Origin of the sequence: Microcella alkalica (genome assembly GCF_014137945.1) — a bacterium.
Taxonomy (GTDB): Bacteria; Actinomycetota; Actinomycetes; order Actinomycetales; family Microbacteriaceae; genus Microcella; species Microcella alkalica.
In genome coordinates, this window is the sequence record NZ_JACGWX010000001.1 from 471,259 (window position 1) to 489,202 (window position 17,944).

The window sequence follows — 17,944 nt, forward strand, 5'->3', positions numbered from 1 at the left end:
CATCATGCACTCGTCGCGGACGCGCTGACCGGTTATTGTCGGTGGTCGCCGTTAGCGTGAGCCCATGTTCCTCCTCGACAGGCCCGATGGTGGGCGGATGCTCGTCACCTCGGCGAGCGACCTGACGAGCGCCGCGGGCTGCGAGTTCGGGTTCGGCCGCACGGTCGACGCGCTGCTCGGCCGCATCGCGAAGGTCGAGGAGGCCACCGACGCGATGATGCAGCGCACGATCGAGATGGGCCACGCCCACGAGGCGCGGCTCGTCGATCGCTACCGGGAATCGGGCACGCTCGTCGACATCCCGCGCACCGACGCCCCGAGCGTCGAGGCGTACCTCGACCTTCAGGCCGAGACCGCCGCCGCCCTCCGCGCGCGCACCGACATGGTCACGCAGGGCACCTTCTTCGACCCCGAGCACGGCCCCGACCTCGCCGACGGCCTCGGGCTCGCCTTCATCGGGTTCGCCGACTTCCTCGAGCACCGCGGCGGCGGCGTCTACCGCGTGCTCGACAGCAAGCTCGCCCGCAAGGCGAAGGTCACCGCCCTGCTGCAGCTCGCCGCCTACGCCGACCAGCTGCAGCGGCTCGGCGTGCCCGTCGACGACGAGACCGGGCTGATCCTCGGAACCGGCGCCACGAGCATCCACCGCCTCGTCGACATCGCCCCCGTGCACCGCCGCCAGCGCGCCCGCATGCACGCCCTGCTGCGCGAGCGCATGAGTGCCAGCTCGGTGCTGCCGTGGCGGGCCGACAGCGTCGCCCACTGCGGGAAGTGCGCATGGTGCGAAGCCGCGATCGTCGAGCACGACGACGTCTGGCAGGTCGCCGGCCTGCGCGGCCAGCAGTGGAGCCGCCTCGGCGCCGCCGGCATCACGACGGTGCGCGGGTTGGCCGACTCGACCGGCCCCATCGACGGGATGCCCGCTCGCACGCTCGAAGGCCTCCGACTCCAGGCGCGCCTGCAGGCCGCCGCAGCCGCGAAGGGCGCAGGCGCCCCGCCCCCCGTCGAGCTCGTGGACGCCGCCGCTCTCGCCGCGCTGCCCCCGCCGAGCGCCGGCGACCTCTACTTCGACTTCGAAGGCGACCCGCTCTACACCGAGGGCGACCCCGCGCGCTGGAACCTCGACTACCTCTTCGGCATGGTCGACGCTGACGATGAGTTCACCGCCTACTGGGCGCACAGCTTCGCAGAAGAGCGGGATGCCCTCATCGCCTTCCTCGACGACGTGCAGCAGCGACGCGCCGCCCACCCCGACCTGCACATCTACCACTACGCCGCCTACGAGCGCACCCACCTGCGCCAGCTCGCCGCCCGCCACGGAGTCGGCGAGCTGATCGTCGACGAGCTCCTCCGCGACGGCGTGCTCGTCGACCTGTACATGGTCGTCAAGCGCGCCTTCCGCATCGGGTCGGCCAGCTACTCGATCAAGAAGCTCGAGCCGCTCTACTGGCCCGAGTCGCGCGTGGGTGCAGCAGTCGCCGCCGGAGGAGACTCGGTCGCCGAGTACGTGCGCGCCCGCGAGCTGCGCGAGAACGGCGACCACGTCGCCGCCCAGCAGATCATCGACGACATCGCCGACTACAACCGCGTCGACTGCGTCAGCACGCGCAAGCTCGCCGACTGGCTGCGTGCGTACCCGCGCGGAAGCGGAGGGGAAGGCGACGACCGCGGCGGAGACGGCGACGGCGACGGTGACGGACCGGGCGACGGCGACGGACCCGGCGACGGTGGCCTCGGCGGCGGCGACTCGGCGCTCGACGACGCATCGCCCGAGCGCGAGATCGAGGCCTCGCCGCTCCACGACGACCTCATCGCCCTCGCCGCCCGCCCCGACGGCACGCACGGCGTCGAGCCCGACCGCACCCCCGAAGAGCGGCTCTACCACTACGCCGCCGCCGCGATCGACTACCACCGGCGCGAGCACAAGACCTTCTGGTGGGAGCACTACGACCGCCTCGCCAGCGCCGTTGACGAATGGGCCGACACGCGCGACGTCTTCCTCGTCGACCCCGACGGCACCCACACCCAGACCGACTGGGGAAAGAGCGGCAAGCAGCGCTCCCTCCGCCGGCACGTGCGGCTCGTCGGCGAGTGGGCGCCCGGCTCGCGCGTGAGCGTCAGCACGCGCACCGGCCCGTACGCCGTGTATGAGCATCCCGCCCCGCTGCCGCCCAACCGACGCGACCCGCGATCGCGCCCCGCCCGCCGCATCGCCCTCACCGGCGCCGACGACGACAGCATCGCCCTCACCGGCGCCGACGACGACAGCATCGTCATCACCGAGACCCTCCCGACCGACCCCGCCACCGGCGGGCCCGTCAGCCCGTACGACGACCTGCCCATCGCCCTCACACCCGGCCCGCCCCCCGACCCGGGCAAGCAGAGGCCCGCCATCGAAGAATGGGGCGCCGAACTCGTCACCGCCGCACCCGCGCTGCCGCGCGACGCCGTCGTCGACCTGCTCCTGCGCCGCCCGCCCGTCACCGTCAGCGGCGGGCCGCTCGCTGTCGTCGAGAACGACGCCGACGGCGAACCCGACCGCATCAGCGCCGTCATCGCGAGCCTGCTCGACCTCCACGACTCCTACCTCGCCGTGCAAGGACCGCCCGGCACCGGCAAGACCTACCTCGGCTCGCGCGTCATCGCCCGACTCGCCGCCGACCACGGCTGGCGCATCGGCGTCGTCGCGCAAGGCCACGCCACCGTCGAGCACATGCTCGACACCGTCGTCGCTGCCGGGCTCCCGCCCGCGCAGGTCGCCAAAGCCGCGCGCGCCGGCGACGACCACGCCGAGAGCACCGCGCTACGGCGCTACACCGTGCTGCCCAACGGCACCCGCTCGCTCGGCACCTACGCCGCCGGCCAGACCGGCGGCTACGTCATCGGCGGGACGGCGTGGGACTTCAGCGACCCGGGCCGTGTCGGCCGCCGCGAGCTCGACCTCCTCGTCGTCGACGAAGCCGGCCAGTACTCCCTCGCCGCCACCATCGCCGCCTCCATGAGCGCCCGCCGCCTGCTCCTCCTCGGCGACCCCCAGCAGCTGCCCCAGGTCAGCCAGGGCACCCACCCCGAACCCATCGACGGCAGCGCCCTCGGCTACCTCAGCGACGGCCACGACGTCCTCCCTCCCGAACTCGGCTACTTCCTCGCCGAGACCCGCCGCGTCCACCCCGCCCTCGCCGCCGTCGTCAGCGACCTCTCCTACGAAGGCCGCCTCCACGCCCACCCCGCCGCCTCCCGACGCCACCTCGGCGGCGTCCCGCCCGGCCTCCACCCCGTGCCCGTCGAGCACCGCGGCAACGACACAGAATCGGTCGAAGAAGCCGTCGCCGTCGTCGACATCATCGACCGGCTGCTCGGCACCGCGTGGAGCCCCGACGACCACGACACCCCCGCCGGCAAGAGCCGCCCGCTCGACGCCCGCGACGTCATCGTCGTCACCCCCTACAACGCGCACGTCCACACCCTGCGGCTCGCGCTCGACGCCGCCGGGCACCGCGAGACGCGCGTCGGGACCGTCGACAAGTTCCAGGGCCAGGAAGCCGCCATCGCCATCGTCAGCCTCGCCGCCTCCAACCCCGGCGACGCGCCGCGCGGCATGGAGTTCCTCCTCAACCGCAACCGGCTCAACGTCGCCATCTCACGCGCCCAGTGGGCCGCCTACGTCGTCCACTCGCCCGCCCTCACCGAGCACCTGCCGCACACTCCCGCCGGGGTCGCCGAGCTCAGCGCCTTCCTCCGCGTCCTCGACGCCGGCAGCTGACGCACCCGGCACGCTCCCGCTGACACCGACCGAACCGCACAGCCCGCGCGCCTCCACGCCCGCACCACACAGGCGACAGAGAATCACCCCATGTACAGCCCCGACTTCGGACTCATGACCGGCCTGCTCCTGCCCGTCATCCTCGTCGCCGTCGGCACCGCCACCACGCTCCTGCTGCTCTACGGCATCATCCGCGTCGGCGTCTCCCGCGGCATGCGCGACTACCACCGCTGGGCCCAGAACCAGCCGCCCCGCGGCGGCGCCACCGGCTACTACGGCCCCATCACCCCGCAGCCCCCCGACTCCCCGCGTTCAGCACCGCAGCCCCCCGTCGGCTCCGCCGGCTAACGCGCCGGGCCCGAACCCGGTCCCGACGCCGTCGCGTCGACCTCCGCCCCGCCCTCGCCGTCGACCTGCTCCGGCAGGGCCTCCTCGCCCTGACCCGTGATGAGCGCCTCATGGTTGCCCTCGCGACCCTCCGCGATGTGGGCGAGGCGGCTCAGGGTCTCCCGATTGCGCACCGAGAGCAGAGCATCCGCCACCGGAGACGGCACCAGCCGCCCCGGCCCGCGCACCGCGAACTCCACCAGCCGCACCACGCAGCCCGAGCCGCGCGGCTTCACATCGATCTCGACCCGCGCCTCGCCGAGCGGCCACCCCGCCGGCTGCATGACCGCGCGCCGCGGGGGATCCCACTCGACCATGAGCGTGCGGTCATCGATCACGAGCGGCCACAGCCCGAACGAGTGATGCAGCGTCGCGCCCGCCTCCGGCCAGTCGCCGTCGACATCGCGCATCCGCGACGCGCCGACCACCCAGGTCGGGAACACCCACGCATCCGCGAGCACCGCGAACACCGCCTCCGGCGTGCAGTCCATCTCCCGCACGTTCACCGACATCACGCACCCCCCGTCGCTGGCGCCGCCGCACCCGGCTCGCCCGTGCCCAGATACGGGTGCATCCGGTAGCCGAACTCGTGCTTGAGCGCCGAGCGCGCCGCGTAGTAGCCCGCGAGCCCGTGCACGCCCGGCCCCGGCGGCGTCGCCGACGAGCACAGGTAGACGCCCTTCGCCGGAGTGCGCCACGGGTCGGTCGAGAGCACCGGCCGGGCGACGAGCTGCGCGAGCGTCGGCTCGCCGACCGCGATGTCGCCGCCGAGGTAGTTCGCGTTCTGCTGCTGCATCTGCGCGGCCGTCCGGCTCGAGGATGCCCGGATCAACTCCCTGAACCCCGGCGCGAACCGCTCGATCTGGGCGATGATCGCCTCCTCGCGGTCGACCGTCGACCCGTGCGGCACGTGCGTGTACGCCCACAGGGTGTGCTGACCCTCCGGGGCGCGGCTCGAGTCGATGACGCTCGGCTGCGCGACGAGAACGTACGGGCTCTCGGGGTGGCCGCCCGCCGCGACCTCCGCCTCGCCCGCCGCGATCTCCTCGCGCGAGCCGCCCACGTGCAGGGTCGGGGTGGTGCGCAGCTCCTCGTTCGTCCACGGCACGGGCCCGCTGAGCGCGAAGTCGACCTTCGCGACGCCGTTGCCGTACTCGTAGCCCTCGAGCCGCTCGCGGTACCGCGCAGGCAGCCGCTCGCCGACGATGCGCGAGAGGGCGCGCGGGCTCGTGTCGAACAGCACCGCGCGGGCGGCGGGCAGCTCGCGGATGTCGCCGACCTCCGCACCCGTGACGATCGAGCCGCCGTGCGCGCGCAGATCGTCGGCGAGGGCATCCGTGATCGCCTGCGACCCGCCCGCTGGGATCGGCCAGCCGCGCGCGTGCGCCGTCGTGCCGAGCGACAGGGCCGCGGCGGCCGTCGACAGGCTCGGCATCGGCTGGATCGAGTGCGCCGCGAGACCCGAGAGCATCGCCGGGGCGAGATCCTCCGAGAAGCGCAGGTTCCACGACGGCAGCCCCTGCTCGAGAGCGCGCAGCCCGAACCGCAGCGTCGTGAGCGGGTGGCGGGGCAGCTGCAGCAGCGGCGAGCCGGTCAGCTGCGCGATGCGGTGGGCGTTCTCCACGAGCGGGCCGAACAGCTGCCGCCACGCGGGGCCGTCGGCGCCGAGCGCTTCGGCGGTGCGCTCGAGGTCGCGGTAGGCGAGCCCCGCGGCTCCGCCGTCGAGCGGATGCCCGTACGAGATCGCGGGAACGAGCATCCGGATGCGCTTGGCGAGCTCGAACCGCCGGAAGAAGCCCGACGACAGCGCGAGCGGATGCACCGCCGAACCGAGGTCGTGCGTGAAGCCGGGGATGGTCAGCGCGCCGCTGCGGGCGCCGCCGCCGATCGTCGACGAGCGCTCGAGCACCATCACCTCGAGACCCGCTCGCGCGAGGGTCACCGCCGCGGCGAGACCGTTCGGCCCCGAGCCGACGACGATCGCGTCAGGAGTGCCGGGGCCGGTCGCGCGCGCTTCTTCCATGCATCGACCCTAGGGCGGGCCGGGAGGTGCGGCGCAAGCCCCTGCACGGCTGTCAGGGGTTCGGGCCAGAATGTCGGGATGCTCGAGAGAACCGGTGGGGTGATCCGCGACTACGGGTTCGTCGCGCGCAGCCGCTGGCGCTCGATCCGTATCGGGTCGACGCCGCCCGACCCGGGCACGGGCGTCGCCGCGCCCGTGCTGCTGATCCCGGGCGTGTTCGAGACCTGGCACTACCTCGAGGCGATCGGCGACCGGCTCACCGCCGAGGGCCACCCCGTGCATTTCATCCAGAGGCTCGGCCTCAACCGGCACCCGATCGAGGAGACCGCGGCGCTCGTGCGCGAGCACCTGGAGGAGCTCGACCTGCGCGATGTCGTCGTGGTCGGGCACTCCAAGGGCGGGCTCGTCGGCAAGCAGCTGCTCACGGTGGAGGATCGCGCCGAGCGCATCTCGCGGCTCGTCGCGATCAACACGCCCTTCCCGGGCGCCCCGCTCGCACGCTTCGCGGTCTCGGCGTGGCGTGAATTCGCCCCTGATCGGCCGGTGATCCGCTCGCTCGCGCAGGCGACCGAGGTGAACGGGCGCATCGTGTCGATCTTCAGCGCGTTCGACCAGTACATCCCCGGCTCGAGCCGACTCGAGGGCGCGACGAACGTGCAGCTACCGGTCGTCGGTCACTTTCGCGTGCTCGAGCACCCGCTCGTGCTCGACGAGGTCGCGCGCTGGGCGGCCGAGCCGCGGCACTGAGCCGTGCGCCGCGCCGCGCGCCGCGCCCCGGCACCGAGCCGCGCGCCGCGCCCTACTCGGTCGGAGCGGCGGCGAGCTGCGTCGTCCACTCCACCGTCGCCGGGCCCGTCACCATCACCGTCGCCAGGCCGACGACGCCGAGGTCGTCGCGCGCCTCGCACGTGAACGACTGGCCGGGGCCGAAGAGGACCCCGTCGGGGCACGCAACCGTTGCGGCGACGCCGCGCGCTGCGAGATCCTCAGCGATGAGCGCCTCGACCGTGCGCAGCTGGTCGCCGGTGGCGACCGAGGGCAGCAGCACGACGGCCGCGGCGGTGGCGGTTCCGACGACGATCGAGAGCGCGAGATTGACCCAGGCGGGAGCCGCGGCTCCCGGTGCACGACGCAGCACGATCGCGCGCGCTGCGAGGTAGACGAGCGGGCCGAGCAGCGCCCATACCGGCGAGGGGGGCTTCGCGTGCCCGGCGGCCGAGAGGGCGCGCGAGTCGGCGATCGCGAGGGGGAGCGTCAGCAGCACGCCCGCGACGCCGAGCGCGAGCGGCGCCAACGGGGCGACGACGGCGGGCAGCAGCGCGAGCGCTTGGGCGATGAGGCCGCCGACGGGTGCGAGCACGGGAGCGAGAACGGGCACCGCGAGCGCGATCGAGTCGGCGAGCACGAGGGCGGTGACGACGAGGCCGACGAGCGGCAGGAGCGCGAGCATCCACGCAGCCCCCGACGAGGCGCGCGCTGCGCGCTGCGGAGGGGTCGCGACCGAACCGGGCCAGGAGCGACCCATGGGGCCGAAGTCGGCGGACCCGGGCTCGCCCGAGGCGGGCTGGGCGAACGAGCGGCCGCGCGCAGGAGCACTGACGTCGGATGCGGGACCTGCGAACGGCGGAGCGACGCGCGAACCCGCCGTCACGGGAGCGGCGGAGGTTCCGGGCTCGGGCGGCGGAGCCATCGCGAGCAGCGAGTCGAAGCCGGTCGCGCCGACCGTCGTGGATGCGGAGATCGGAGCGGGCGCAGCGGGCGATGCGTCGACCCCGGCAGCGGACGCGGCGAGCTCGGGATGCCCCGGTGCGGCCGAGCGCGCGGCCTGCGGCGCGATGCGCTGCGGCCCGGTGAGGCCGGCCAGAGGCGAGCGGGCGGGCTCGACGAACCCGGCCGTGCTCGGCGCCGAGGACGCGAGCGCGTCGAGCTCTGGCGCGACGGTCGGAGCGGAGGGGGTCGAGACTGAGAGCTCGATCTGCAGGACGGTGGCCGACATCGGGTAGTCGGCGGGCACGCGAAGGGGCGCCGCGTCAGCGGGGTCGCCCGCGAGCGAGGTCTGGGCGGTCGACGTGCCGAACGCGCTCGACGGCGTCGTGACGACGACGGGCGGCTGCGCGGCGACGGCGGCGGCGACGAGCGGAGCGACGACGGGCGCCGGCGTTGCAGTCGCCGTCGCCGCGCGGGCGATCGCGCGCGCGCCACGCGGGCGGGCCGCGATGGCTGCGGCGAGCTCCTCGGCGGCGGCGGCGGCGGTCTCGGCTCCGGGCGGCGGGATCGTCGGCGCTGGCGACGGCGGGACGACGGAAGCGCGCGGCGCGGCGGCGGCGGACCCGGACTCGGCGAGACGCTCGGCGACGGTCGCTTCGGGTGCGACCGTGGCCGGCTCGACGAGCACGGTGCCGGCGGCTTCGAGCTCGCGGCGCTGACGGCGACTGAGGACGAGCTCGCCGCCGGAGGAGCCTCCCGAACCGGCCGACGAGCCGGCCGACGAGCCGCCGAAGCCGGAGGGCCGAGAGCCGCTGGGCCCCCCATCGAGGAAGACCGAGGTCGAATGCTGTCCGGTGACGAAGTCGACCGGGGAGACGGGGGCGGGCTCGTCCGCATCCTGAAGGCGCCGGACGATGTCGACCGGATCCATGCCCACGCCGATCGGGCCGCGCTGGCCGAGCGAGACGGGCGTCACAGGGCGCGACATGTCCTGAGCGGCGGGTTCGGCGTGGGCAGGGCCGAGCGCCTGGACGTGCTCCGTCCACGATGCGCCGTCCCACCAGCGAGCGAACCCGGGGCCCCCGGCGTCCGGATACCACCCGGCGGGCGGCAGACCGCTCCCCGTCGTCGACTCAGTCATCGTGTTCCCCCCGGGATCACCTGCGCGCGAAGCACAGCTTCTGTTGAGTTTAGATCGGCGATTTCGCTGGTCAAACCCCCGTAAGCGGGGGGCAGAGCGGCCCTAAGCTCGAACCCGTCGAGCGAGGCGATCAGCCCTCGACGCACCTCGGAAACGGAGTCGGCCATGTCGGAGGAACTGCAGCTCGAGCACCACCCGGATGTCGCCCTCATCGGGCGGCGCCCGACCGTCGCCGAGCTGGAGGAGCTCGCGCGCGCGGTCGACTGGATCGACCACTACGACTGGTCGAGCATCGGTGCCGCCCTCGACGGAACGCTGCACGGCGTCGTCGCCGTCCGCGACGGCGCGGTCGTCGGCGCGGCGCGACTGCTGGGAGACGGCGTGAAGTATTTCACCATCCACGACGTGATCGTTCACCCCGACCACCAGGGCGACGGGCTCGCGAGCCGGATCATCGACCACCTTCTCGCTCACATCGCCGGGGTCGCACCCGCGCGGGCCTGGGTCGGCCTCTTCGCGAGCCCCGATGCAGAGAGCCTGTACAACGCGCACGGCTTCGGCTCGGAGGAGATGCGCGGGATGTGGCGGTGGGTGCAGCCGAGCGGCTCCGCACCGGAATCGATGCGGGGCCGTTCCGCGACGGGGGATCGGGGGGACTAGCCCGGCGGCTCCTGCGCGGGGGGCGCGGCAGGGTCGGTGCGCTCGTCGGCGCCGTCGCGGCGCTCCTCGGTGGATTCGGGCTCGCCCTCCGGCGCGCCCTCGATGGGGCCGCCATCGCCCGAACCGAGACCGCCGTCCGGCGTGTTCGTCGGCACGGAGGCCGCCTCGCGGTCCACGGCGAGGTCGGTGTCCTCGCGTGACTGCACGACGCCGCCAGCGCCGACGTCGAAGCGTGTCACCTCGGGGTCGTTGGTCTCGGTGAACTGCTGCTCGTCCTCCGCGCGCTCGGCGTCCTGATCGGGCGCGATGTGTCCCTCGTCGAGCACCTGCTCACCGGCGACGATGTCGCCGCTGTCGGGGTTGCGGCTCTCGATGTCGTGGGCGACGGGGTCGTCGCCGTCGTGGTCGTCGTTCTGAGCATCCATGTCAGGCACCTTCTTCTGGCTCGTAGGAATGGGATGGGCGGGGAACGAGACGTGGGCGCCCCTCGCCGATCGGAGGAAGGGGCGCCCACAGCCGCAACGCTGTCAGCCCTGATGTCGTCGCGGCTCGTCGACCCGGCGGGCCATCAGCCTCCGCCGAGCCGGGTCGTTGATCGCCGACCGCGCATCCGTCACAGATGTGCGCCTGTCGGATGGGGATGCACCGCCCCCACCGCCCGCCTCACGGCCGGCGATCGTCTCCTCAACGGTCGGCGTTGCCGCCGTCGAGATCGTTCGCGTCCTCGCCCGGGTCGCGGTCATCGGCCGTGACCGTGCCGTCGGCGCTACCCGCCTGATCGGAGAGACCGGTGGATTCGTCGCCGTAACCGCCCGTCGCATTCGAGCCGTCGAGCGGGTCGGCGGAGACGCCGCCGTCGCTCAACACCTGGTCGGCAGGGACGCTCTCCTCGGCCGTCTGCGAACGCTCGTCGGTGTGCAGCTCGTCGCCGACGACCTGCTCGGGCATCCCGTAGCCCTCGGTGCCGGTCGAGCCGAGCGTGCCGCCGACGGGCTCGTCCGGGCTCGGGTGCTGCGCGTTCTCGTGCTCGGCCTCGTTCCCGTGGTGCGTCATGAGCGCACTCCCTCGTGTCCATCGTGGTCGGGGCTGTTTCCGGGGACCCCGCCGCCGGCCTGGCCTTCGTCGAAGTTGTTCTCGATGCCGTCGTCGGCCTGACCGGTGAGTGTCTGGCCCTCGTCGTAGTCATTGGGCGTCGAGAGCAGGCCGGCCTGCGACGAGTCGTCGATGCCCGGGATGGGCTCGTCCTCGCCCGCGGCGTCCATGTCGTCCTCGATCACCTCGTCGGCACGGGGCTGATCGGTGCCGGTCGGATGCCCGGTCGCGAAGTCGGCGGACTGGCCCTCGTGGCCCTGCCCTGCGCCGAAGTCGCCCTCCGCACCCGGGTTCTGGCCCATCGTCGTGTCGTCCTGGTTGATGTCGTGCTCGCTCATAGCGGTCTCCTTACATCTCGGTGGAACGTCCCCACTCAACCCCTCAGGAGCCTCACGGGTAAGGGGGTAGACATCGGCCGAGGAAGCGCTCTACGGCCGAGCGCGTGAGAGAGGATGGAGGCATGCCCGCTCCCGTCGCCGCCCCCGCCGATCTCGATCCGCCCAGCGGGGTGGTGAGCGCGAAGCTCCCTCCCGCGCTCGGCGTCGCGATCTCCGCCGTCGTGCTCTACGGATTCTTCGACGCACCGTTCCGCCCGCTCGGCTACGTCGTGCTCGTCGTCTCGCTCGTCGCGGCGTTCTTCGTCGACCGGCCGCTCTTCAAGGACCTGCTGCTCATAGGCATCGGAATCACGATCGTGAGCCTCGTGAGCGTCGAGGCCGATATCAGCTGGCTGAACATCCTCGTGCTCGGAACCGTCTTCACCGCCGCGGTGCTCGTTCCGTTCCTCATCGACCGGTTCGTCTACAAGCGGAAGGCGATTCGATTCCCGTGGCGCAGCGGGCGGAAGTGGACGCGCGGCGAGAAGGTGTACCTCTTCGCGACGCCCGCGCTCGGCTGGCTAATCCTGCCCTTCTACTTCATCACGAGCGGCGTGTACCTCAACTGGCCGGACGTCGAGACGCCGAGCGAGATCGGCCGCCTCTTCGTCGGCGTGAACGCCGTCGGCACGTGGGACGAGCTGTTCTTCATCTGCACCTGCTACGCCCTGCTGCTCCGCCACTTCCGGCCGTGGCTCGCGAACATCCTCCAGGCGATCATCTTCGTCAGCTTCCTCTGGGAGCTCGGCTACCAGGCCTGGGGCCCGCTTCTGACGATCCCCTTCGCGCTCGTGCAGGGCATGCTGTTCCACCGCACCAAGAGCCTCACCTTCGTGCTCATCGTGCATCTGCTGTTCGACCTCGTCGTGTTCCTCGTGATCGTCCACGCCCACGACCCCGCGGCGCTGCCGATCTTCCTGTACTGACCGGGCGGCTCGCGACCGCCTGACAGACTGGGGGCGATGACCTCCCTGATGGATGCGATGCCCCGACCCTTCGAGGCGGGCGCCGCGTTCGACGCGATCGCCGCATGGTCGGCCGAGGGCGGGCGACCGCTCTACGAGGCGCAGGAGGAGGCGATCTTCGAGCTCGTCGCCGGAGCCCACGTCATCCTCGCCACCCCCACCGGGTCGGGCAAGAGCCTCGTCGCGGTCGCTGCCCACGCGATCGCGCTAGCGCAGGGGCACAGATCGTACTACACGGCGCCGATCAAGGCGCTCGTGAGCGAGAAGTTCTTCCAGCTCGTGGAGATCTTCGGCGCCGAGAACGTCGGCATGGTCACGGGCGACTCGGCGGTCAACGGCGATGCGCTGATCATCTGCTGCACCGCCGAGATCGTCGCGAACCTCACCCTGCGCCAGGGCGCTGAGCTCGAGGCGGGCGTCGTCATCATGGACGAGTTCCACTTCTACGCCGAGCCCGAGCGCGGGTGGGCGTGGCAGGTGCCGCTGCTCACGCTCACGGGCGCGCAGTTCCTGCTCATGAGCGCCACGCTCGGCGACATGAGCGCGATCGCCGCGGACCTGCAGCGGCGCACCGAGCGTCCCGTGAGCGAGGTGACGCACACCGAGCGACCCATCCCGCTGACCTTCGAGTACGTGCGCACCCCCGTGCACGAGACCGTCGAGCGGCTGCTCGACGAGAAGCAGGCGCCGGTGTACGTGGTCCACTTCAGCCAGGCCGCCGCGATGGAGCGCGCTCAGGCTCTGTCGAGCATCCGCATCGTCAGTCGGGAGCAGCGGGAGGAGATCGCCGCCGCGATCGGCGACTTCCGGTTCTCGACGGGCTTCGGCTCGACGCTCAGCCGCCTCGTGCGCTCAGGGATCGGCGTGCACCACGCCGGCATGCTGCCGAAGTACCGGCGGCTCGTCGAGGTGCTCGCCCAGCGCGGGCTGCTGCGCGTGATCTGCGGCACCGACACGCTCGGGGTCGGCATCAACGTGCCCATCCGCACCGTGCTCATCACCGCGCTCAGCAAGTACGACGGCGTCAAGATGCGGCAGCTGAGCGCGCGGGAGTTCCACCAGATCGCCGGGCGCGCGGGTAGGGCGGGCTACGACACGGCCGGGCTCGTCGTCGTGCAGGCGCCCGACCACGAGGTCGAGAATCACCTCGCCACGACGAAGGCGGGCGACGACCCCAAGAAGAGGAAGAAGATCGTGCGGAAGTCGGCCCCCGCCGGCTTCGTCACGTGGAGCGAGACGAGCTTCGAGCGCCTCGTCGGCGGCGCGCCCGAACCGCTCGAGAGCCGAATGCAGGTGAGCGCCGCGATGCTCATCAACCTCATCGCGCGCGGCGGAGACGTCTTCGGGAACGCCCGGGCGCTGCTGACCGACAACCACGAGCCGCCGCATCGCCAGCGGCAGCTCGTGAAGCGCGCGCTCGGCATCGCGAAGACCCTGGTGCGCGCGGCCGTCGTGGTCGTCGACCGCGCGCCTGTCAACAACTCAGGACAAACGGGCGCGCAGACCCCCGCCGGCGCTCGTGAGGGTGCGCCGCGGAGCGGTAGTCCTGAATTGTTGACGCCGCGCATCCGGCTCACCGTCGATCTGCAGCCCAACTTCGCGCTCAACCAGCCGCTCAGCCCGTTCGCGCTCGCCGTCATCGAGCTGCTCGACCCCGACGAGACGCAGTCCGCGGGCCGCGACGGCACGGGCTCGCACACGGGCGGCGTCGGCACGGGCCACTACGCCCTCGACGTCGTGAGCGTCATCGAGTCGACGCTCGAGAACCCGCGGCCGGTGCTCAGCCAGCAGCAGTTCAGGGCCCGCGGCGAGGCGATCGCGGGCATGAAGGTCGAGGGCATCGAGTATGACGAGCGTATGGAGCTCCTCGATCAGGTCGAGCACCCGCAGCCCCTCGGCGAGCTGCTGCGCGAGGCGTTCGAGACTTTCGCGGCGAGCCAGCCGTGGATCCGCGATGTCGAGCTCAAGCCCAAGAGCGTCGTGCGCGACATGTTCGAGCGTGCCATGACGTTCAGCGAGTACGTGTCGTTCTACGGCATCGCCCGCAGCGAGGGCCTGCTGCTGCGCTACCTCTCCGACGCCGATAGGGCCATCCGCCAGACGGTGCCCGATGAGGCGAAGACGGAGGAGCTGCGCGACATCATCGCCTGGCTCGGCGAGCTCGTCCGGCAGGTCGACTCGAGCCTGCTCGACGAGTGGGAGGCGCTGTCGAACCCGCAGCCCGACGACGGCGAGCCGGTCATCCCGCCCCCGCCGCCCTCGGTGCTCACCAATCGCCGCGCGTTCATGGTGCTCGTGCGCAACGAGCTCTTCCGCCGCGTGCAGCTCGCCGCGCTCGAGCGGGATGAGGAGCTCGAGAACCTCGATCCGCAGGCAGGCTGGCCGGACGCGCTCGACGCCTACTACGCCGATCACGAGTCGATCGGCGCGGGCGGGGCGGCGCGGAGCCCGTCACTGCTTCAGATCGACGAGAGTCCGGCGGATGCTCCGGGCACGTGGCGCGTGCGTCAGGTCATCGACGACCCGGCCGGCGATCACGACTGGGGCATCGACGCGATCGTGCACCTCGGCGAGAGCGCGGAGCAGGGAGTCGCGGTCGTGCGCGTGGAGGGGCTGAACCGGCTCTAGTGGGCGCCAGCGCCCGGGCCGGCTCTAGCCGGCCTCTGCCTCGAGGCGCCCGAGCATCGTCCAGACGGTGCTCGTGAGCGGCGGATGGTCGAGTGCGATCTGGCGCAGCATGCGGTAGTCGCGGGCGGCGCTCGGGCGGCGCTCGTCGTCCTCGCGGATGAGCTCGGCGCGGAGCATCCACACCACGAGCTCGTCGACCGTCGGGAGCTCCTCCATGAAGTCCCACGGGTCCTCGCCGTCGCGCAGTCGCTCCATGACGACGGTCTGCAGCTCGTCGTGGGCCTCCGCGCGCAGGACCTCGAGGCTCGCGCCGCGACGGCGCTCGTGCCGGGAGGGCCAGGAGGAACGACTCACCCCTCGAGCCTAAGACGGCTCGAGGGGTGAGTTCGAAGCGGGGGATGCGCCGGGCGCGTCGGGGGGACGCGCGCTTGCGCGTTCGTTGGGGGAGTGGTCGGGCGCGTCGGGGGTCGGCGCGCCCGGGGCTTCAGCCGAGCAGACTCGGCAGCGAGATGAGGGCTGGGAGGGCGGCGAGGGTCTCGGGCGTGACGAGCCACCACGTGCCGACCACGGCGGCCTGCACGAGCACCCAGCTGAAGAGCGGCCACGGTGCGGAGCCCGTCGCGCGCGACACCTGCACGCCGCGGACGGCGAGATACACGGGGGGAGCGATGAGAGCGAGTCCCCACGGCGCAGTCGAGAGGTGCCCGTCGTCGCCGAGCGCCCGCGCGTCGCGCGCGGCGAGTGCCGCGTACAGCACGAAGGGCAGAGCGAGGAGCATGAGCATGCTCGCGAGCGGCGCATCCTGCGGCAGACCCGTCACGGCGTAGTAGAGCGATGCGGCGTGCATGACCGGCAGCAGGACGAACAGCCACACGGCGCTCGTGTTGACGCGCGAGGCGAAGGTGTCGGCCATGCGCGGGCGGGCGACCGGCGCGACATAGGCGTCCTGGAACGCGGCGGGCACGACGTCGGAGAGCACGATGTCGGGCGAGAACACGGTGGCGGCCGAGACGCGGGGCAGATCGTCCCAGGTGGGGCTCGAGGCCGTCACGATCGTGTGCAGCGGCATCGACTCGGCGATGCGCGCCGACTCGCGAGCGGTGGGCGTCGCGGCGGAGCCGTGGATCGTGACCGGGCCGGTCGGCGACTGCACGACGGTCTCGAAGGCCTCAGCGGTCTCGCTGAGAACGGCGACGGGCGCGGTGTACTCGGTCCACTTCTCGCCGTCCCACCAGCGACGCTCTGCGCCGGTGCGGCTCAACGGATCCGGATACCAGCCCGCGGGTACTCGGGACGGTGCTGTGATGCTCATGACTTCCCCCAGGTGTCTCCCGGTCCCCCGACCGGTGTGGAACCCGTCCAAGCACGGGTGTGCGAGGCGCTGTCGCGATGTTTCGGGTCCCACGCGACGTGTGCTGCAGTTGTTCGGTTGTGGGCTGCGGTTGCGGTGGGCCTCGGATGCGTCTGCAGCGGAACGCGGCCCGGTCTCATCAATCGGTGAGGCTGTACACGCCCCAGTCGTCGATCTGCCAGGTGATCCAGCCGTTGGCGCGCTGGAGGCTGACGGTGACCACGAAGGTCGTCCCATCGGAGTTGACCGCGGGGCAGCGGTACTGCTGACCGATGAAGAGCGGCGGAGTGCCCGAGCAGGTGACCTCGGCGGCTGTGCCGATGCTGCGGGCGCTGAGCTCGATCGAGTTGGCTGCCTCAGCGGCGAACAACTGGGGCACGGCCGAGATGAGCAGACCGGGCACGGCGATGACCGCGCCGACCTGAAGGCCGACGAGCAGGAGGAAGACGGCGGCAGGTGCGAAGCCCGCGCCGGAGTACCGGGCGAGGCTCACGGCGCGCATCACGAGGTACACCGGAGCGCCGAGGATCGACCACCACCAGCCGGCGGGCCGGTCGATGCCGCGCCGCTTGAGGGCGCGCTGGTCGAAGTAGGCGAGCGCGACGACGACGGGGATCGGCGCGAGCCAGATGGCCGTGATGATGGGCAGATCGAGTCCGCTCGTGAACGCGGCGACGACGAGGAGGCTGAGAAGCAGCTGCACCATCGGCAGCAGCGCGATCGCCCACGCGGCCCCCGTGTGCACGTGCGGCACGGGGCCGGCGGCGCCGGGCATCATCGCCCCGCGCCGCATCGCGGCGACGGGCGACTCGGGCACGTAGGGCACGTACTGCGGCGCACCAGGGGCCGAGCCCCAGCCGGCGGCGCTGCCGGCGCCGGGCGCCGAGCCGTAGCGGGCGGCCGAGGGATGCTGCGGTGCGGAATCCTGGAAGAGCGCGTGCTGCGCGTAGTACGAGCTCGCACCCCACTGCTCCTGCGGGTGCGGCGCGGAGTTTTGCGCGGCCGAGTAGTGGCCGGCGGACTCAGCGGAGCGCGGGTCGGCGCCGTACGGCTGCCATCCACCGTGCATGGGAGCGCCGGGGACGGATCCGGGCGTGGAGTGGTTGGCGGCGCTCGCGGTCGGGACCGGCCCTGGCGCGTTCGCGGGCTGCTGCTCTCGAGCCTCCTGCATCGGGATCCACTGCGCGTCGCGCATCGCCGACTCGCTCGTCGGGATGTCGAAGCCGGGGTTCGCGGCGGCCCGCGGGGCCTCGGGGGCGGCGGTGCGAGGCACCACCTGCTCCGGAGCCGCCTGCTGCGCCGCCGCCTGCGCCGCCTCGGTCTGCTCCGTCGCGAAGGGCGGAGGCGTCGTCGCGGCGGGCTGCGGAGTGAACGGAGCGGGGTCGGGCGCAGCGACGGGCTCGGCGGTGAACGAGGGCGCCGCCGCCTCGGGCTCGATGAGCGCGGGCATCGACTCGGTCGTGGGCGCCGGCAGCGCCTTGAGGACGTGGGCCAGCGGTCGGTCGGTGGCAGTGTCACCGGCGTCGGTGGCCGATTCGGCGCTGCGGCGCGCGCGGCGCGTGGGCAGCTCGTCGTCGGCGAAGGTCGTCGGTGCGGGCTTGGCCACCATGGGCTGACGTGCATCGGAGACGTGCTCGGTCCAGGCGTGGTTGTCCCACCACCGCAGCTGCGGCAGACCGAGCGGGTCGGGGTACCACCCCGCGGGCACCCGCCCGTATTCGTCCTCCGACACCGTTCTGCCCCCTCATCAGGCCGGGCCCCTCGACCGGCTGGGTTCAGTGTATGGGTGCGTCGTGCTGGAAAGGGAGTGCCAGTCAGCCCCCAGAGTGGGTGTACCCCTGTTGGGGGAC

The 17,944-nt window shown here is 72.6% G+C and carries 15 protein-coding genes; 6 read left to right on the forward strand and 9 right to left on the reverse strand.

What is annotated here, in order from left to right:
- The first annotated feature begins 64 nt into the window (after window positions 1-64).
- Together FHX53_RS02260 and FHX53_RS02265 are read left to right on the forward strand one after the other, a co-directional pair.
- Window positions 65-3,763, forward strand: a complete 3,699-nt coding sequence (locus FHX53_RS02260; RefSeq protein WP_182489720.1) for a TM0106 family RecB-like putative nuclease — start codon at window positions 65-67, stop codon at window positions 3,761-3,763.
- 90 nt (window positions 3,764-3,853) lie between these two features.
- The gene (locus tag FHX53_RS02265) at window positions 3,854-4,111 is read left to right on the forward strand and encodes a hypothetical protein (protein ID WP_182489721.1); all 258 of its coding nucleotides are present in this window, start codon (window positions 3,854-3,856) and stop codon (window positions 4,109-4,111) included.
- On the opposite strand, the gene FHX53_RS02270 is transcribed toward FHX53_RS02265, so the two are convergent.
- Window positions 4,108-4,641 carry an SRPBCC family protein gene (locus tag FHX53_RS02270; RefSeq protein WP_343050751.1) on the reverse strand — a complete coding sequence of 178 codons (534 nt, stop codon included), beginning with the start codon at window positions 4,639-4,641 and terminating at the stop codon, window positions 4,108-4,110. The two genes, FHX53_RS02265 and FHX53_RS02270, sit on opposite strands and share 4 nt — an antisense overlap.
- 20 nt (window positions 4,642-4,661) lie before the next feature.
- Window positions 4,662-6,173 (reverse strand): phytoene desaturase family protein, encoded by a 1,512-nt coding sequence (locus tag FHX53_RS02275; RefSeq protein ID WP_182489722.1) that lies wholly within the window; start codon window positions 6,171-6,173, stop codon window positions 4,662-4,664.
- A gap of 78 nt (window positions 6,174-6,251) precedes the next feature.
- On the opposite strand from FHX53_RS02275, the gene FHX53_RS02280 reads away from it, so the two are divergent.
- Window positions 6,252-6,920, forward strand: coding sequence for an esterase/lipase family protein (locus tag FHX53_RS02280; RefSeq protein WP_182489723.1), 669 nt, complete (start codon window positions 6,252-6,254; stop codon window positions 6,918-6,920).
- 52 nt (window positions 6,921-6,972) lie between these two features.
- On the opposite strand, the gene FHX53_RS02285 is transcribed toward FHX53_RS02280, so the two are convergent.
- Complete coding sequence (locus FHX53_RS02285) at window positions 6,973-9,021, reverse strand: DUF2510 domain-containing protein (protein WP_182489724.1); 2,049 nt, start codon at window positions 9,019-9,021, stop codon at window positions 6,973-6,975.
- A gap of 165 nt (window positions 9,022-9,186) precedes the next feature.
- Between FHX53_RS02285 and FHX53_RS02290 the strand changes: the two genes are divergently transcribed.
- Window positions 9,187-9,681, forward strand: a complete 495-nt coding sequence (locus tag FHX53_RS02290) for a GNAT family N-acetyltransferase (protein ID WP_182489725.1) — start codon at window positions 9,187-9,189, stop codon at window positions 9,679-9,681.
- Here the strand turns inward: FHX53_RS02290 and FHX53_RS02295 are convergent.
- From FHX53_RS02295 to FHX53_RS02305, 3 genes are all read right to left on the reverse strand, one after another.
- Complete coding sequence (locus FHX53_RS02295) at window positions 9,678-10,106, reverse strand: hypothetical protein (RefSeq protein WP_182489726.1); 429 nt, start codon at window positions 10,104-10,106, stop codon at window positions 9,678-9,680. The two genes, FHX53_RS02290 and FHX53_RS02295, sit on opposite strands and share 4 nt — an antisense overlap.
- Before the next feature lie 259 nt (window positions 10,107-10,365).
- Window positions 10,366-10,734, reverse strand: coding sequence for a hypothetical protein (locus tag FHX53_RS02300; protein ID WP_182489727.1), 369 nt, complete (start codon window positions 10,732-10,734; stop codon window positions 10,366-10,368).
- Window positions 10,731-11,111, reverse strand: a complete 381-nt coding sequence (locus FHX53_RS02305; RefSeq protein ID WP_182489728.1) for a hypothetical protein — start codon at window positions 11,109-11,111, stop codon at window positions 10,731-10,733. The genes FHX53_RS02300 and FHX53_RS02305 overlap by 4 nt, the downstream gene beginning before the upstream one ends.
- Before the next feature lie 122 nt (window positions 11,112-11,233).
- On the opposite strand from FHX53_RS02305, the gene FHX53_RS02310 reads away from it, so the two are divergent.
- Together FHX53_RS02310 and FHX53_RS02315 are read left to right on the forward strand one after the other, a co-directional pair.
- Entirely contained in the window at window positions 11,234-12,076 is an 843-nt protein-coding gene (locus FHX53_RS02310) for a CPBP family intramembrane glutamic endopeptidase (RefSeq protein ID WP_182489729.1), read from the forward strand.
- 36 nt (window positions 12,077-12,112) lie between these two features.
- Window positions 12,113-14,743, forward strand: coding sequence for a DEAD/DEAH box helicase (locus tag FHX53_RS02315; RefSeq protein ID WP_182489730.1), 2,631 nt, complete (start codon window positions 12,113-12,115; stop codon window positions 14,741-14,743).
- A 24-nt stretch (window positions 14,744-14,767) separates the two neighbouring features.
- On the opposite strand, the gene FHX53_RS02320 is transcribed toward FHX53_RS02315, so the two are convergent.
- The 3 genes from FHX53_RS02320 to FHX53_RS13425 all read right to left on the reverse strand — a co-directional run bounded on the left by FHX53_RS02320 (window position 14,768) and on the right by FHX53_RS13425 (window position 17,826).
- Window positions 14,768-15,097 carry a tryptophan synthase subunit alpha gene (locus tag FHX53_RS02320; protein WP_182489731.1) on the reverse strand — a complete coding sequence of 110 codons (330 nt, stop codon included), beginning with the start codon at window positions 15,095-15,097 and terminating at the stop codon, window positions 14,768-14,770.
- Window positions 15,098-15,227: 130 nt separating this feature from the next.
- Entirely contained in the window at window positions 15,228-16,331 is a 1,104-nt protein-coding gene (locus FHX53_RS02325; protein WP_343050753.1) for a DUF2510 domain-containing protein, read from the reverse strand.
- Window positions 16,234-17,826, reverse strand: coding sequence for a DUF2510 domain-containing protein (locus tag FHX53_RS13425; RefSeq protein WP_343050754.1), 1,593 nt, complete (start codon window positions 17,824-17,826; stop codon window positions 16,234-16,236). Before FHX53_RS13425 ends, FHX53_RS02325 begins: the two co-directional genes overlap by 98 nt.
- Between the last annotated feature and the right edge of the window lie 118 nt (window positions 17,827-17,944).

What these genes read in the sequence shown, in the direction of transcription:
- FHX53_RS02260 (WP_182489720.1), top strand. Translation starts at nt 65, where the DNA reads ATGTTCCTCCTCGACAGGCCCGATGGTGGGCGGATGCTCGTCACCTCG.
- FHX53_RS02265 (WP_182489721.1), top strand. Translation starts at nt 3,854, where the DNA reads ATGTACAGCCCCGACTTCGGACTCATGACCGGCCTGCTCCTGCCCGTC.
- FHX53_RS02270 (WP_343050751.1), bottom strand. Translation starts at nt 4,641, where the DNA reads ATGGACTGCACGCCGGAGGCGGTGTTCGCGGTGCTCGCGGATGCGTGG.
- FHX53_RS02275 (WP_182489722.1), bottom strand. Translation starts at nt 6,173, where the DNA reads ATGGAAGAAGCGCGCGCGACCGGCCCCGGCACTCCTGACGCGATCGTC.
- FHX53_RS02280 (WP_182489723.1), top strand. Translation starts at nt 6,252, where the DNA reads ATGCTCGAGAGAACCGGTGGGGTGATCCGCGACTACGGGTTCGTCGCG.
- FHX53_RS02285 (WP_182489724.1), bottom strand. Translation starts at nt 9,021, where the DNA reads ATGACTGAGTCGACGACGGGGAGCGGTCTGCCGCCCGCCGGGTGGTAT.
- FHX53_RS02290 (WP_182489725.1), top strand. Translation starts at nt 9,187, where the DNA reads ATGTCGGAGGAACTGCAGCTCGAGCACCACCCGGATGTCGCCCTCATC.
- FHX53_RS02295 (WP_182489726.1), bottom strand. Translation starts at nt 10,106, where the DNA reads ATGGATGCTCAGAACGACGACCACGACGGCGACGACCCCGTCGCCCAC.
- FHX53_RS02300 (WP_182489727.1), bottom strand. Translation starts at nt 10,734, where the DNA reads ATGACGCACCACGGGAACGAGGCCGAGCACGAGAACGCGCAGCACCCG.
- FHX53_RS02305 (WP_182489728.1), bottom strand. Translation starts at nt 11,111, where the DNA reads ATGAGCGAGCACGACATCAACCAGGACGACACGACGATGGGCCAGAAC.
- FHX53_RS02310 (WP_182489729.1), top strand. Translation starts at nt 11,234, where the DNA reads ATGCCCGCTCCCGTCGCCGCCCCCGCCGATCTCGATCCGCCCAGCGGG.
- FHX53_RS02315 (WP_182489730.1), top strand. Translation starts at nt 12,113, where the DNA reads ATGACCTCCCTGATGGATGCGATGCCCCGACCCTTCGAGGCGGGCGCC.
- FHX53_RS02325 (WP_343050753.1), bottom strand. Translation starts at nt 16,331, where the DNA reads ATGGGACGACCTTCGTGGTCACCGTCAGCCTCCAGCGCGCCAACGGCT.